General features: G+C 31.9%; 14 protein-coding genes and 1 pseudogene. 12 read left to right on the top strand and 3 right to left on the bottom strand.

Translation table 11 applies throughout. The features are described 5' to 3' along the window. Positions 1 to 89 precede the first annotated feature (89 nt). Together ABEY15_RS15735 and ABEY15_RS15740 are read right to left on the bottom strand one after the other, a co-directional pair. Positions 90 to 476, bottom strand: a complete 387-nt coding sequence (locus tag ABEY15_RS15735; RefSeq protein WP_429891102.1) for a hypothetical protein — start codon at positions 474 to 476, stop codon at positions 90 to 92. 99 nt (positions 477 to 575) lie between these two features. After that, a pseudogene (locus ABEY15_RS15740) lies at positions 576 to 812 on the bottom strand (nuclease-related domain-containing protein); the annotation flags it as partial. Between the two features lie 378 nt (positions 813 to 1190). Between ABEY15_RS15740 and ABEY15_RS15745 the strand changes: the two are divergent. The 8 genes from ABEY15_RS15745 (at position 1191) to ABEY15_RS15780 (ending at position 8731) form a co-directional block, all read left to right on the top strand. After that, the gene (locus tag ABEY15_RS15745; protein ID WP_429891103.1) at positions 1191 to 2639 is read left to right on the top strand and encodes a sensor histidine kinase; all 1449 of its coding nucleotides are present in this window, start codon (positions 1191 to 1193) and stop codon (positions 2637 to 2639) included. Then, the gene (locus tag ABEY15_RS15750) at positions 2636 to 3322 is read left to right on the top strand and encodes a response regulator transcription factor (protein WP_429891104.1); all 687 of its coding nucleotides are present in this window, start codon (positions 2636 to 2638) and stop codon (positions 3320 to 3322) included. Before ABEY15_RS15745 ends, ABEY15_RS15750 begins: the two co-directional genes overlap by 4 nt. A 221-nt stretch (positions 3323 to 3543) precedes the next feature. Continuing rightward, the gene (locus ABEY15_RS15755) at positions 3544 to 4095 is read left to right on the top strand and encodes an RNA 2'-phosphotransferase (protein ID WP_429891105.1); all 552 of its coding nucleotides are present in this window, start codon (positions 3544 to 3546) and stop codon (positions 4093 to 4095) included. Between the two features lie 357 nt (positions 4096 to 4452). Then, on the top strand, positions 4453 to 5127 hold the full coding sequence (locus tag ABEY15_RS15760; RefSeq protein WP_429891106.1) for an ankyrin repeat domain-containing protein: 675 nt from the start codon (positions 4453 to 4455) through the stop codon (positions 5125 to 5127). Between the two features lie 67 nt (positions 5128 to 5194). Beyond that, the gene (locus ABEY15_RS15765; RefSeq protein ID WP_429891107.1) at positions 5195 to 6166 is read left to right on the top strand and encodes a DUF4822 domain-containing protein; all 972 of its coding nucleotides are present in this window, start codon (positions 5195 to 5197) and stop codon (positions 6164 to 6166) included. A gap of 597 nt (positions 6167 to 6763) precedes the next feature. After that, the gene (locus ABEY15_RS15770) at positions 6764 to 7498 is read left to right on the top strand and encodes an SIMPL domain-containing protein (protein ID WP_429891108.1); all 735 of its coding nucleotides are present in this window, start codon (positions 6764 to 6766) and stop codon (positions 7496 to 7498) included. 391 nt (positions 7499 to 7889) lie between these two features. Further along, a complete protein-coding gene (locus ABEY15_RS15775; RefSeq protein ID WP_335481745.1) occupies positions 7890 to 8234 on the top strand; it encodes a DUF2294 domain-containing protein in 345 nt (114 codons plus the stop codon). Positions 8235 to 8320: 86 nt separating this feature from the next. Beyond that, entirely contained in the window at positions 8321 to 8731 is a 411-nt protein-coding gene (locus ABEY15_RS15780) for a phosphate-starvation-inducible protein PsiE (protein ID WP_429891109.1), read from the top strand. 103 nt (positions 8732 to 8834) lie between these two features. On the opposite strand, the gene ABEY15_RS15785 is transcribed toward ABEY15_RS15780, so the two are convergent. After that, on the bottom strand, positions 8835 to 9785 hold the full coding sequence (locus ABEY15_RS15785; RefSeq protein WP_429891110.1) for a glycine-rich domain-containing protein: 951 nt from the start codon (positions 9783 to 9785) through the stop codon (positions 8835 to 8837). 349 nt (positions 9786 to 10134) lie between these two features. Between ABEY15_RS15785 and ABEY15_RS15790 the strand changes: the two genes are divergently transcribed. From ABEY15_RS15790 to hutU, 4 genes are all read left to right on the top strand, one after another. After that, the gene (locus ABEY15_RS15790) at positions 10135 to 10569 is read left to right on the top strand and encodes a VOC family protein (protein WP_429891111.1); all 435 of its coding nucleotides are present in this window, start codon (positions 10135 to 10137) and stop codon (positions 10567 to 10569) included. Positions 10570 to 10806: 237 nt separating this feature from the next. After that, entirely contained in the window at positions 10807 to 11238 is a 432-nt protein-coding gene (gene hutP, locus ABEY15_RS15795; protein ID WP_429891112.1) for a hut operon transcriptional regulator HutP, read from the top strand. 106 nt (positions 11239 to 11344) lie between these two features. After that, the gene (hutH, locus tag ABEY15_RS15800) at positions 11345 to 12853 is read left to right on the top strand and encodes a histidine ammonia-lyase (protein ID WP_429891113.1); all 1509 of its coding nucleotides are present in this window, start codon (positions 11345 to 11347) and stop codon (positions 12851 to 12853) included. Positions 12854 to 12870: 17 nt separating this feature from the next. Further along, positions 12871 to 14529 carry a urocanate hydratase gene (hutU, locus tag ABEY15_RS15805; RefSeq protein WP_429891114.1) on the top strand — a complete coding sequence of 553 codons (1659 nt, stop codon included), beginning with the start codon at positions 12871 to 12873 and terminating at the stop codon, positions 14527 to 14529. Positions 14530 to 14568: the final 39 nt, after the last annotated feature.

Raw genomic sequence — 14568 nt, forward strand, 5'->3', positions numbered from 1 at the left:
GAAAATACCCTACTCAGCAAGGTTTCATAACTAGCTAAAATAACAAAAAAATATGTACTCACAATATAATGAGTACAAAACTAAAGCAACTAAACAAAATAACTATATTTTCCATGACCATTCTTATTGAAATTTTCACGAAGTACTTTACAAATTCCTTTTTTTGATTTATAAATTCCACACCAATCATAAACCGCATTAGTTGTAATTTTTTTATCTGGGAAGAGAAATTTAAGTTCTTCAACACTCCTTAATATTCCATTGGGCAGATCTTCTACATAGTCACAGGCTTGACAGATCAGTTTCCCTTTTTTAACCTCGGTTAGATACGTATTACAATTAACACAAATGATCCCTTTTACTAGTTGGTCATAGTGATACATTGGATATTGAGAGTATTTTGACTCTGTTTTATGAAGAGAAAATAATGCTTCGGCAAGTCGAAAATGATTAACATTTAATTTGAAATATTGCATGTTTAATTCGTTTATTAAGCTATTTAATTGTGATGGGAAAATAATGGGTAGGTTCATTGGGGTATTATATAAAAAAAATTCGGAGTTTACAAAAACTAAATGTGGTTTTATTTTGAAATGAATCTTGTGTTCATTAAGTAATTTTCTCAACATGGACTCGGTTCTTTTAAGTTGTTCGTAAGGATTTTTTATTTCGGTTTTTGGTGTTTTATACCATCGATCCCCTTCTATATAATAATCTCCTTCAAAATTTTTTACTTCAAATAAATAGATCGTTTCTCCGTTTATACCAATCGAATCAATTTGGAATTCGGATTTGTTACATTCGAACAATAAATCGTTAAGGAAAAGCTAGGATAAGTATGATAAATCTTCATCAGAAAGCCTGCTCCTATTATTTAATCTTTGATAAATACGTAAATCATTTGATTCAAATCGTTCTTTTTGATTTTTCATAATCCACCTCCTTTCAATCTATCTTACATACAAATGAAACTAATTATTTGATGATTTTCTAACTATTTTATGAATTGCGTGTTGTTTAGACTTATTTCACAAAAATTTTACACTTTTTTAAGATTTATATGATATAGTTCACTTAATTTCAATTGAAAATAACCCTTTATTTTTAGAGTGTGTAGTTTACGAAAGTAGATAGCATGCTAAGAATAAAGATAATCTAAATAAAATTTTATTACCGAGCGAGTGAAAGAAATGTCAATTAAAATGAGGTTTCTGTTGTCTTATATTGGGGTGATTCTTTTTTCGATCACATTATTATTGGCAGCAGGTTTTTTAATAATTTTTGCAATAACTGGAGATGTAAAGTCAGTAGAAAATCTTTACAAAAAGACTTATGTACAAAAGCCTTTGACTACAGTTGAAGAAAGTGTGTTTCTTGATTTGAAGCTACTTGCTAAACATAATCCTAAGCAGTTACTTAATAATAAGGAACTTAAAAGTATAGAGCATAAGAATATCGGAATTGTAGTAAGAAAGGGAAAACATATCGAGTACGCTTCCCCATCTTTAGACAAAAAAGTGTTGGAACAAGCGCTCCCTGGGTTTGAGGAAACAAATATAAATACTCGCGATACGATTAAAATTAATGATTTGTTTTTTACGTATGTGAAATTTGATTTTTATTTTCCAGATCAAAGCCAAGGGAGTATTTTTGTCTTAAAGAAGGCAAGCTCATATACCGAGGTTATTCGTAATCTTTTTCCAATTTTACTAGGTTTATTGCTTTTTTTATTTATCATGATAATCGGAATGCTAAACTATTTAGTTTCTCGAAGCATTATAAAGCCAATCTCAAAACTTAAAAATGGTGCTGAAAAAATTAAAGTTGGGGATTTGAATTTTGAAATTGATACGAGTTCAAATGATGAAATAGGTGTATTAAATAAAGCGTTTGAGGAAATGAGAATAAAATTAAAAGAATCGATTAATCTACAGATTCAATATGAGGAAAATCGTAAAGAGCTATTGTCCAATATTTCACATGATTTGAAAACACCGATTACTTCAATAATTGGATATGTGGAAGGGATAAAAGATGGGGTAGCAAATACTCCAGAGAAAATGGAAAAATATTTATCAACAGTTTACTCTAAAGCAAAGGATATGGATTCATTAATCGATGAATTGTTCTTATTTTCTAAGCTAGATTTAAAAAAAGAACCTTTTCACTTTGAAAATGTCGAAATGAATAAATATATAGGAAGCTATATAGATGAAATTTATTTGGATTTACTGCAGCAAGGCATCAAGATAGAATTTAGCCATTCAAACGTATCAATCGATGTAACAGCAGATCGAGAGAAATTAAAAAGAGTGTTGTCGAACCTAGTAAGCAATTGTGTGAAATATATGAACAAAGGAGAAAAGAAAATTTCTTTTTCATTAAATGAACAGTTAAATGAAGTAATTGTTAAAGTATCTGATAATGGACAAGGTATTGATCCTGCTGCGTTACCATTTATTTTTGAACGTTTTTACCGTGCAGAACAATCAAGAAATTCACAAACTGGCGGTAGTGGTTTAGGACTAGCAATCGCAAAACAAATTGTTGAAGAGCACGGAGGGAAAATCTGGGTAACTAGCGAGATTGGTAAGGGGACAAGTATATTCTTTTCCTTAAAGAAAGGTGAGAGAAATTGAAAGAAATATTACTGATTGAAGATGATATAAGCATAGCAGAATTACAAAGAGATTATTTAGAAATAAATGATTTTCGTGTAGATATTCAGCATAATGGCGATGAAGGCGTTCAACATGCATTAAAAGGAAATTATGATTTAATCATTTTGGATATCATGCTGCCAGGAAAAAATGGTTTTGAAATTTGTAAAGAAATACGTGCAGTAAAGAATATTCCTATTTTATTTGTATCTGCAAAAAAAGAAGATATCGATAAAATTAGAGGCCTCGGTTTAGGTGCGGACGATTACATTACAAAGCCATTTAGCCCAAGTGAATTAGTTGCTAGAGTAAAAGCACATTTATCTCGATATGAAAGACTAGCAGGTAACAATACTGTTTCAAAAACAATTTTCATTCATGGAATATCAATTGATCGTTCAGCCCGTAAGGTTTTTATTAACGAAGAAGAAGTACCTTTTACGACAAAAGAATTTGATTTAATGGTGTTTTTTGTAATGAACCCGAACCAAGTATTAAGTAAAGAACAGCTCTATGAAAAGGTTTGGGGCCTCGAATCAGCTGCAGACGTTTCGACTGTAACTGTCCATATTAGTAGATTACGTGAAAAAATAGAAAGAGATCCTACTAACCCTAAGTTCTTGGAAACAGTTTGGGGAGCGGGATATCGATTTAATGTATAAATAACGTTTTAAAACTGTCACAAAGTGGCGGTTTTTTTCTTTATATTGATATTTGTCTTGCACCTTTAACTATATAGTAGTTTGTTTGAACAAAGGAATGAAATTATTAAAGTAGAATTTTATAGATAAACATGGGGTTATATTAACATAATGTAATTGTCAAAATTTGATGCCTTTCTAACCAATAAAAAAAATTGAAAAATTGGGGTGGAGATTAAAAAATGAATCAAAAAGATGAAGAAAAACTAAGTAAATTTATGAGTAAAATTTTAAGACATGACCCATTAAAATTTGGAGTGAATTTAAAAGAAGATGGGTCATGTACAATACAGGAATTAGTTGATGCAATAAATAGTCAAATAAATTGGAGCGGTGTGACTGTTGAAAACATTACTCAGGTAGTAAGGAATTGTCCAAAACAGCGGTATGCAATAAATGATGATCGAATTAAAGCGAATTATGGGCACTCGAAAACTAAAATACAATATCAATCGAAAAAACCACCTGAATTACTTTATCATGGTACAAATAAAAAAGTTGAAGAACTAATTCTCAATGAAGGAATAAAACCAATGGGACGTAATTATGTTCATTTATCTGAAGGGGTTGAATTCGCGACACTGGCTGGAAAGCGTAGAGGAGAATTAGTAATTTTAAAAGTAGATGCTAAAAATGCATATGAGAATGGTGTTAAATTTTTTTATACTGACAATGAAGTGTGGTTGACTGATTATATCTCACCTAAATATGTTATAAAAAATGAAAGTTTTTAGCACTGGTAATAACTGAACCAGAAATAGTTTGTTTATATTAATCCCATGAAAAATATCGAAAATCAAGTCTTGCTGTGTATGACATGTGTAAGTTAGTTCGTTTGACTGTCTAATTGGACAGTCATTTTTTAGTTCAAAAAAATACATTTTAGTTCATTAGAGCAATCTATAAAGAATTATTTTTAAAAATTTTATACTTTTTTAATAATTTGTTTAGAAGGAGTTTTCATTTAAGGATTAACATAGGTTTCAGACGAACAATGGTCTAACTTAAAAAAAAGATTGGAGGAAAATTTCCCAGGAATAAAACGATATTTTCATGGTGATTTGTAATGGAAAAGGAGGACGTTGTATTTTATGTGGAAGTTACTTGCAGTAATAACCAGCTGCATACTTTTGCTAAATGGATGTGCTTCATTTGCTAAGGGGGAAGAAAAAGTGAACGAACAGTTATTTCAAGCAGCTAAACGAGGAGAAACTGATATCGTTAAGAAGTTGATTGAGAATGGTGCGAATATTAATGCACAGAATTCTAATGGACAAACTGCCACAATGATTGCGACTTATCATAATGATTTCAAAACTGCAAAAGTACTGATTGATGCAGGCGCAGATGTCAATATTCGAGATCATATGAAAAACAATCCTTTTTTATATGCTGGTGCTGAAGGCTTTATTGAAATTCTAAAACTTACAATAAAAGCTGGTGCTGATCCAACAATTACGAACCGGTATGGTGGAACAGCATTGATTCCCGCTTCAGAACATGGTTATTTAGTTGTGGTCAATGAACTTCTTACTAATACCGAGATCGATGTTAATCATGTTAATAATTTAGGATGGACGGCCCTTTTGGAAGCAATTATTTTGAACGATGGAAGTGAAAAACAACAGCAAACAGTACAATTGCTTATTGAAAATGGAGCAGATGTTAATTTGTCTGATCGTGAAAATGTTAGCCCTTTACAGCATGCACGTGAAAGAGGTTTTAAAGAAATCGAAGAGATTTTGCTAGAAGCAGGTGCTAAATAAGGAAAGTTTTTGAATAAATGGAGAACATATTAAAAACGATAAAATGAAAATTGAGGAGACAATTAAAATGAATAATAAAACAAAAACAATTTCATCAATTTTACTCGGAATATCTCTAGTAGTAACAGGGTATAATACTGCTGCTAACGCACAAGTAGAGCATGGTAAACAAAAGCAAGAAAGAGTATACAAAGCTCCAAAAAAAGTAAAGAACAAATTAACAAAAGGCCAGGTAATGGCTAATATTTTAAGTAGTACAAACTGGCAAGGTACAAGAGTGTATGATAAAAATCATCATGATTTAACAAAAGAGAACGCAAATTTTATTGGTCTTGCTAAATATGATACAAAATCAGGTAGATACGAATTTTTTGATGCAAAAACTGGCCAAAGTCGTGGTGATAAAGGAACATTCTTTATTACAAATGATGGTAATAAACGAATTTTAATTTCTGAATCAATGAATTACCAAGCTGTAGTCGATATGATAAAACTAAATAAAAACGTATTCACTTATAAAAGAATGGGGAAAGATGCAAACGGTAATGATGTAGAAGTATATGTTGAACATGTTCCTTATAAAGAAAAACAGCTTTCTTTTACAGATCCTGATAAAAAATTAGATTCTAAAACAGGCGAGATTGTAAAAAACGTTGATGGTGATAAAATTTTAGGTAGAACACTTTGGAATGGTACAAAAGTTCTAGATGAACAAGGGAATGACGTAACGAAATATAATACGAATTTTATTAGCCTTGCAAAATTTGATGGATATACTAATAAATATGAGTTTTTCAATCTTGAAACAGGTAAAAGCCGTGGTGACTATGGATATTTCGATATTGCCCACGAAAATAAAATTAGAGCACATGTTTCAATCGGAGCAAATAAGTATGGCGCTGTTCTTGAATTGACTGAGCTTAATAATAATAAATTTACTTACAAAAGAACAGGAAAAGACAAAGATGGTAAGGATATAACTGTATTTGTTGAGCATGAACCTTATAAAGGTGATTTTAAACCTATGTTTAGTTTCTAATAAACTTAAAAAGGGATGGAGAAATCCATTCCTTTTTTTTTATGTATAAATTATTTTCAATAAGAATGTTAAATTTCCCCCAATACAATTAATATTTAAATACTTGATTTAGAAGGTATTTCTATCTAGAATTAACCAAAAAATTGCTATTTTAACATTCTTTTTTAGATGAAATTGTTAAAATTCCCCCAATAGTATTGAAAGGTATTATCTTGTTTAATTAAAATGTGGATTGATTTTAACAGATTTAAGACGCTTCCAATCTATCATTTAAAAAGGGGAATTCAAATGGAAAACAATTCTACATATTACAATGGCAGTGTACCAGAATATGAAGTACCAATAGAGATTGGGAAACAAAAAGACGATGATGATATCTGGGTTAAAGAAGAATCAAAATAAACGATGAGAAAAGCATCATCGTATATTATTGAGTAAATTTAAATTGTAAAAGCTTGTAGACAGTGGGATTTTCCCAAAGTTTACAAGCTTTTTTTGATTATATCCTCATAACAATAAGTCGAACTTATCACAGAAAAAGCCTTCAATACATAAAATAAATGGGCACAAATACAATATTTTTTATTTTAAAAGGATGTGAGGAAGATTTATCCATTAAATAATTATAACTTAACAGGTATGCGATATGATTATTCAACCCCTCAATATCAAAGTGCTATCCGATCACGCAATTTGAATACTAATTATACGATTAAAGCAACAGGAAAAGGTGAAGTATCAGTAAAGCCCGACCAGTCGTTTGTACTATTAGGATCAGTTGTAGAAAATATGAAAGTACAAACGGCTCAAACAGAGAATGCAATCATTTCGAATAAAATTATAGAGGCATTAAAAGGGATAGGAATTAAACAAGACGAAATTGAAACGAATTCATATACAATCGATCGAATTGTTGATTACCAAGATTCACAGCAAATTTTTAAGGGGTATCGGGTGAGTCATATTTTCAAAGTAATCGTGAAGGATCTTGCAAATGTTGGGAAAGTGATTGACGTTGCAGTTGAAAATGGAGCAAATGAAGTAAGAAATCTTACATTCGAAGTATCCAATCCCGAACCTTATTACGGAGAAGCACTACAAAAGGCCACTTTAAATGCAAAAATGAATGCAGAGAACATCGCAAAATCTCTAGGTTTATCGATTAATAGCATACCTATTTGGTTGGCTGAAGAAGGAATTCAAGTTGTACGTCCGATGGCATCATTAACAATGACTGCAGCAGCATTCAGCGGTCCAACTACGCCAATTCAAGAAGGTCAAATTAAAATAACTGCTTCAGTGCAGGCAATGTTTAATTATGTAGGTTATTAAATGTTTAAAATTCGAATTAGATAGAAATTTATAAAGTTAACATAATGATTGTTAATTTAAACAGATAGAGATATAATAAATCCGGATGATATGGAAACATGATAATGTAATTTGTTATGGATCTATTAAATTCAATTAACTTAAATTGGATTGGTATTTTAGTAAACTTTTTGCTAATTAACTATTCCACCAAGAAGACCGTAAGCCTATGAAATGGCCAATTGTCTTCCTGGTGGAATTTTTTTTTTTCAAAAAAGTGGGAGAAGTGAAGTGATTTTTGAAAAATGTAATAGAAACTAGGGTAATTCCTCGTCTTTAGTAAATAGGTTAAAGAATACTGTGCAAAGATAAGCTATAACATTAAAAAAATTGAAATTGAGGCGAATAAGTAATGTCAAAAAAAGTACATGAATTTAATGATATGATGAGAAAACTTCGGAAAGATTTGTTTGGGAAAGGTCCTGAGCGAATTCATACGGTGTTTGTTGAAAACATGGCCGTTTCAACTTTATATGGTAATTTGACTCCAACCGAAAAATTTATTTCTGGAACAATGAACGGGGCAGAAATGGTTCATACTGCACGAACAAAAATGATTCAAGAATTGTATTTAAATAACCCACCAGAAGGTTTAGAAGAACTTGTGGGCGCAAAATTAGTCCATCTATTTTCAGATATGAAAGTTGAAGAAAATATAGGCATTTCGGTTTTTGTGTTCGATCGAAATATTATATAGAAGAAGCTAAAATGATTAGTGTTTTTCATTTATTTTAAAAGAATCAAATAAAAAACTTTTAAGGGACAAAAAACTGGGGGAGACAAATGATTGGAATGAGTTGGTTTAAAAATCGTAAATTGTTGATCAAGCTTTATCAAACCTTATTAAATATATCTTTATTATTACTGAGCTTGATTCTTGCGTATTTCCTTTTCAGAGAACTTTATTATATTTTTAACGATATTTTATTGGAAAATAAAAATGTTCATCAGATTTTTGGCAAAGTTTTAATATTTTTCTTATATTTTGGATTTATATCAATTATTGTTCAATATTTCAAAGAAAATTATCATTTTCCAATTCGCTATCTTCTATACATAGGGATTACAGCTACTATTCGTTTTATTATTGTAAATAATGGAGAATCGGCCCATAATTTTTGGTTAGCAATTATAATTTTAGTGCTTACAATTAGTTATATTATTTTACCTTTTGGGGAAACGAGAAATGGTTGAATTGATCCTATATAGGAGTAGATAAAGTTTTCTAAAATTAAAGTAATTTAACCCAACCTAAAGGTTGAGTTAATGTAATTATACATGAACGACAATATATAGATTAACTTGAACAACCTGAACTTGAGCAACTCGAACTAGAACACGAAGAGTGAGAACTACTAGAACATGAAGAATGTGATGAACTTGAGCATGAAGAGTGCGAGTTATGATGATGACTATCACTCTTGCTTGAACAATCATTTGAACTTTCATTTAATGCAAAAAAAGAATTTGTAGCTAAAAATGTTGAATTAATATGCCCATCATCTGATTTTTTGCTAGAAGATGATCGATTAGTTGAACTTGGGTAAGATTTTTGTGATTGGTGTTTAATTCTGGCTTCTTCTTTTTCCTTTTCTACTAAATTTTTTTGAATTTTAGTAAACTCGTCTAAAAAATTATTTTTAATTTGTGGGTTTAAATGTGAAACGAAACTTTTTGCTTGAATTGTTTTGCTCGATAAATATTCTTGAACTTTAGTATTTTTATAATTAACAAATAAATTTCCTAAGACATAAGTATTTACAGATGTCATTTCAAACAAAGTATTATATAACAAATTGTAAACAGCCCTAGCATCGCTTCTATCGGTTATCGATACATCATCTTTATGAACTTTTGGTTCATGGTGGATCATTTCACCACAAAAAGCCTTGCAGAAATTATGATAACTTTTCGTAAATAAAATCATTTCGTGCCAGATTTTATCAACTTCTTGACTATACATTGGAACGTTTTCAAAGATTGCTGCCATTAAGAAAAAGCGTTTTAATTCCCTTTCTATAAAGGAATACTTTTCGCTGCTCCAACCTTCTTTTTCTATAACTCTTTCTTTAACATTAGCCAGGAAATCCATTTTCCATGTGTTTTCTAGTCTAGAAACTAAAGATAAATTAGCGAAGTTGGAATTTAGATTTAAGGTGTTTGTATTAAACTGATTATAAAGGTCGTTATAGTATGCATTATCCTTATTTAAATTCTTTTTAAAAATTCTTCCTAAAAATTTTTTCATATAAACCTCCTTTTTATTTATTTTTAATTCAATTATATAATTAAAAAATTAACAAAAGAAGAAAATTGTTAAGATTAGGAAATACTTGAATTGTGGATTAACATATCTATATGATTCTGGAAGAGAGACCCATTGCTTGACGGATAGATCATTAATAGTATGTGCATCCCTTATTAAATTTGCATTTTTTGTCAATTAACTGCAAAGTTTTTGGATATGTAAAAATATGGTACAATCTATTTATATTTACATTTTTTTAAGGCTAAGTCTCCAGCGGAAATAGATGATTTACAGCTGTTTTTTTAGTTCTAAAACGAGGTAATTTCAAATTGTTTGGAGGGTTTCAAAGATGGCACAAGAACAAGTAATACCGGTTGTATCAGGGCAAAGGATTACTCCATTTCTTACGTTTAGCGGTAATGCGGAGGAAGCAATGAACTATTATGTTCGTATTTTTCCGAATTCAAAACTCGTTTCTCTACGAAGATATAAGAAAGATGACCGAGGCGTAGAGGGAAAAATTCTAAATGGCATCATTGAAATTTTAGGACAGTCTTTTATGGTTTTAGATATGGATAAAGAATCTTGTCCTGATTTTACTTGGGCTGTTTCTTTTTATTTAGAATGTAAAGACGATGCGGAGTTTGATTTAATTTTTGGTGGCTTGAAAAGTGATGGGAAAGTACTAATGGGGCCAGTAGAAATGAATGATTTTAGTAAGGTTACATGGGTGACTGATTGTTTTGGTGTTACTTGGCAGCTAGTGTTAAGAAAAAAATCTTAACAATCGGCGAATGATCCTTTTTTCTGTAATTCAATATATTATTATTTAAAGATGATATTGGACAAGTTTTCTTAAATAATAATTTACTGATGAATATTTTGAATATTACAACAAGTTTTAATAAAAAAATATTTTTTAAAAATAATAATCTGAAAATATTGAAGTTTACTAATTGTTGGCATATAATGTAATCAGATACTAGTTTATTAGAGAAAGTAAGTAAGAGGTATTAGCGATATGGCAGAGCAAAGTCAACGAATTGGTCGAACAGCTATGATGCTTACTTTGACTGATCATGAAGAAGAATTAATGAAAAATGAAAACGTTGTATGGTGTGTAGGTAAGGTCGGTACAATGGATGCTCAGAAGGTCGTTGCTGCGATTGAAACCGCTGCCAAACAAAATGGTGTAATAAATGGAGCTCTATATAGAGAAGTTCATTCATTATATCATGCAACACTTGAAGCAATTCAAGGCGTAACAAGAGGTCATGTTCAATTAGGTGATGTTCTTAGAACAGTAGGACTTAGATTTGCTGTTGTTAGAGGAAAGCCTTATAAAAACGTGAACGAGGGTGACTGGATAGCAGTTGCACTATACGGTACGATTGGTGCTCCAATTAAAGGATCGGAGCATGAATCAGCAGGACTCGGCATTAATCACATATAATTGCCCATAGTTTATTAGATGATAGGGGGCTATGATTCGTAAGTTTATATTTACGTCTCATAGCCTCTTTCTGTGTTTTTTTTGACAAAATTCGGAGGTGTTTTTAATGGTAACTTTAACTGGTAATAGCTTAACAATGGAACAAATGAAAAGTATTTTATTCGATAAGGCATATGTAAAAGCAGGTGAAGAGAGCTTAGTTGCGGTAAAAGCATGTAGAGAAAAGGTTGAAGAAATCGTAAATAATGGCAAAGTCGTTTATGGTATCACAACAGGTTTCGGAAAATTTAGTGATGTATTAATTGAAAAAGAAAATGTTTCAACACTTCAATATAACTTAATCGCTTCTCATGCATGTGGTGTTGGTGAACCGTTCCCTGAATTAGTTTCAAGAGCGATGTTAGTACTTCGTGCAAATACAATGTTAAAAGGTCACTCTGGTGTGCGTTTAGTAGTAGTTGAAAAATTACTTTCATTAATTAATGCTCAAATTCACCCAGTGATTCCATCTCAAGGATCATTAGGTGCAAGCGGAGACTTAGCTCCTTTATCTCACTTAGCTTTAGTTTTACTTGGTGAAGGTGAAGTTTTCTATAAAGGAAAACGTATGGAAACAGCAGAAGCTTTAGCAAAAGAAGGAATTTTACCAATTACTCTAGAAGCTAAAGAAGGTTTAGCTTTAATTAATGGTACTCAAGCAATGACAGCAATGGGCGTTCTTACTTACCTTGAAGGTGAAGAATTAGCTTATCAAAGTGAATTAATTTCTTCTATTACATTTGAAGCATTAAATGGTATTACAGATGTTTTTGATGAAAGAATTCATATTGCTCGTGGATATAAAGAACAAATTGAAGTAGCAGAACGTTACCGCAATATTTTAGCAACAAGCCAATTAACGACTAGACAAGGTGAAATCCGAGTTCAAGACGCTTATACATTAAGATGTATCCCACAAGTTCATGGAGCAAGCTGGCAAGTTCTGAACTATGCAAAAGAAAAATTAGAAATCGAAATGAATGCAGCTACTGATAATCCATTACTTTTCGGTGATGATGTATTCTCTGGTGGGAATTTCCATGGTCAACCAATCGCATTTGCAATGGACTTCTTTAAATTAGGTGTTGCTGAGTTAGCGAATATTTCAGAAAGACGAATTGAGCGTTTAGTAAACCCACAATTAAATGATTTACCACCATTTTTAAGTCCAGAACCAGGATTACAGTCTGGTGCAATGATTATGCAATATGTGGCAGCTGCTTTAGTATCTGAAAATAAAACTTTAGCACATCCAGCAAGTGTTGACTCAATTCCTTCTTCTGCAAACCAAGAAGACCATGTAAGTATGGGGACAATCGGTGCTCGCCATGCATACCAAATTCTACAAAACGCTAGAAGAGTTTTAGCAATCGAATGTATTTGTGCAATGCAAGGTGTTGAATATAAAGGAATTGAAAAAATGTCTGAAACAACTAGAAAGTTTATGGAAGATGCTCGTAAAACAGTTCCATCAATTACTAGAGATCGCGTATTCTCAAAAGACATTGAAAAATTAACAACTTATTTAAAAGAAAATTTCTTAGCAAAAAACTATACAAAACAAACACAAATATAAGAAGAGGTGGAATTAAAATGGAAATCACAAAAGGATCTTTAAAAGCGCCAAGAGGTACTGAATTAAACACTAAAGGTTGGATTCAAGAAGCAGCACTTCGTATGTTATTAAACAACTTAGATGAAGAAGTAGCAGAAAGACCAGAAGATTTAGTTGTATACGGTGGAATCGGTAAAGCTGCAAGAAACTGGGAAAGTTTTGATGCAATTATTGAATCATTAAAAAAATTAGAGAGCGATGAAACATTATTAGTTCAATCAGGTAAACCAGTAGCTGTGTTTAAATCTCACGAAGATGCACCTAGAGTATTATTAGCAAACTCAAACTTAGTTCCAAAATGGGCAACTTGGGAACACTTCCGTGAATTAGATGAAAAAGGCTTAATGATGTACGGTCAAATGACTGCTGGTAGCTGGATTTACATCGGTACTCAAGGAATTTTACAAGGTACTTATGAAACATTTGGTGAAGCTGCTAAACAACATTTCGGTGGAAGCTTAAAAGGTACAATTACAATTACTGCAGGTCTTGGTGGTATGGGTGGAGCACAACCTCTGGCTGTAACAATGAATGGTGGAGTTGTAATTGGTATTGATGTGGATGAAACTAGAATTCAACGTCGTATTGACACTAGATATTGTGATGTATTAACTCACGATTTAGAGGAAGCATTACAACTTGCAACTGAAGCTAAAAATGAAGGAAGAGCTTTAGCAATCGGCTTAGTAGGAAATGCTGCTGAAATTTTACCTCAATTAGTTGAACGTAATTTTGTACCGGATCTAATTACTGACCAAACTTCAGCACATGATCCATTAAATGGTTATTTACCAATCGGGATGACAATGGAAGAAGGAAAGAAACTTCGTGCCCAAAATCCAGATGAAGTCATTAAACGTGCAAAACATAGTATGGCAGTGCATGTTGAAGCAATTTTAGCGATGCAACAACGTGGTGCGATCGCATTTGATTACGGTAATAATATTCGTCAAGTTGCATTAGATGAAGGTGTTAAAAATGCATTTGATTTCCCTGGTTTCGTACCTGCATTTATTCGTCCATTATTCTGTGAAGGTAAAGGTCCTTTCCGTTGGGTAGCACTTTCAGGTGATCCAGAAGATATTTATAAAACAGACGAAGTAATTTTACGTGAATTTGCTGATAACGAGCATTTATGTAACTGGATCCGTATGGCTCGTGAAAAGGTAGCATTCCAAGGTTTACCATCACGTATTTGTTGGTTAGGATACGGTGAGCGTGCTAAATTCGGTAAAATCATTAACGAAATGGTTAAAAATGGCGAATTAAAAGCTCCAATCGTAATCGGTCGTGACCACTTAGATTGTGGTTCAGTAGCATCTCCAAATCGTGAAACAGAAAGCATGAAAGATGGTAGTGATGCAGTAGCTGACTGGCCAATCCTAAATGCACTTATTAATGGTGTAAATGGCGCAAGCTGGGTAAGTGTACACCACGGTGGTGGAGTAGGTATGGGTTACTCTTTACATGCTGGTATGGTAATCGTTGCTGACGGTACTGATGCAGCTGCAAAACGTATCGAAAGAGTATTAACTTCAGATCCAGGAATGGGTGTAGTTCGTCACGTTGATGCAGGTTATGATTTAGCTGTTGAAACTGCGAAAACAAAAGGCGTAAACATCCCAATGATGAAGTAGGTGTTAGAATTGAAAGCAGATATTCTATTAACAAATATT

The sequence above is a fragment of the Gottfriedia acidiceleris genome (assembly GCF_050457485.1).
GTDB lineage: Bacteria > Bacillota > Bacilli > Bacillales > Bacillaceae_G > Gottfriedia > Gottfriedia acidiceleris_D.

Excerpts from the sequence above, each read along its gene's own strand:
- ABEY15_RS15735 (WP_429891102.1), bottom strand. The coding sequence starts at position 476 with ATGCAATATTTCAAATTAAATGTTAATCATTTTCGACTTGCCGAAGCA.
- ABEY15_RS15775 (WP_335481745.1), top strand. The coding sequence starts at position 7,890 with ATGTCAAAAAAAGTACATGAATTTAATGATATGATGAGAAAACTTCGG.
- ABEY15_RS15760 (WP_429891106.1), top strand. The coding sequence starts at position 4,453 with ATGTGGAAGTTACTTGCAGTAATAACCAGCTGCATACTTTTGCTAAAT.
- ABEY15_RS15755 (WP_429891105.1), top strand. The coding sequence starts at position 3,544 with ATGAATCAAAAAGATGAAGAAAAACTAAGTAAATTTATGAGTAAAATT.
- ABEY15_RS15780 (WP_429891109.1), top strand. The coding sequence starts at position 8,321 with ATGATTGGAATGAGTTGGTTTAAAAATCGTAAATTGTTGATCAAGCTT.
- ABEY15_RS15765 (WP_429891107.1), top strand. The coding sequence starts at position 5,195 with ATGAATAATAAAACAAAAACAATTTCATCAATTTTACTCGGAATATCT.
- hutH (WP_429891113.1), top strand. The coding sequence starts at position 11,345 with ATGGTAACTTTAACTGGTAATAGCTTAACAATGGAACAAATGAAAAGT.
- ABEY15_RS15790 (WP_429891111.1), top strand. The coding sequence starts at position 10,135 with ATGGCACAAGAACAAGTAATACCGGTTGTATCAGGGCAAAGGATTACT.
- hutP (WP_429891112.1), top strand. The coding sequence starts at position 10,807 with ATGGCAGAGCAAAGTCAACGAATTGGTCGAACAGCTATGATGCTTACT.
- hutU (WP_429891114.1), top strand. The coding sequence starts at position 12,871 with ATGGAAATCACAAAAGGATCTTTAAAAGCGCCAAGAGGTACTGAATTA.
- ABEY15_RS15785 (WP_429891110.1), bottom strand. The coding sequence starts at position 9,785 with ATGAAAAAATTTTTAGGAAGAATTTTTAAAAAGAATTTAAATAAGGAT.
- ABEY15_RS15745 (WP_429891103.1), top strand. The coding sequence starts at position 1,191 with ATGTCAATTAAAATGAGGTTTCTGTTGTCTTATATTGGGGTGATTCTT.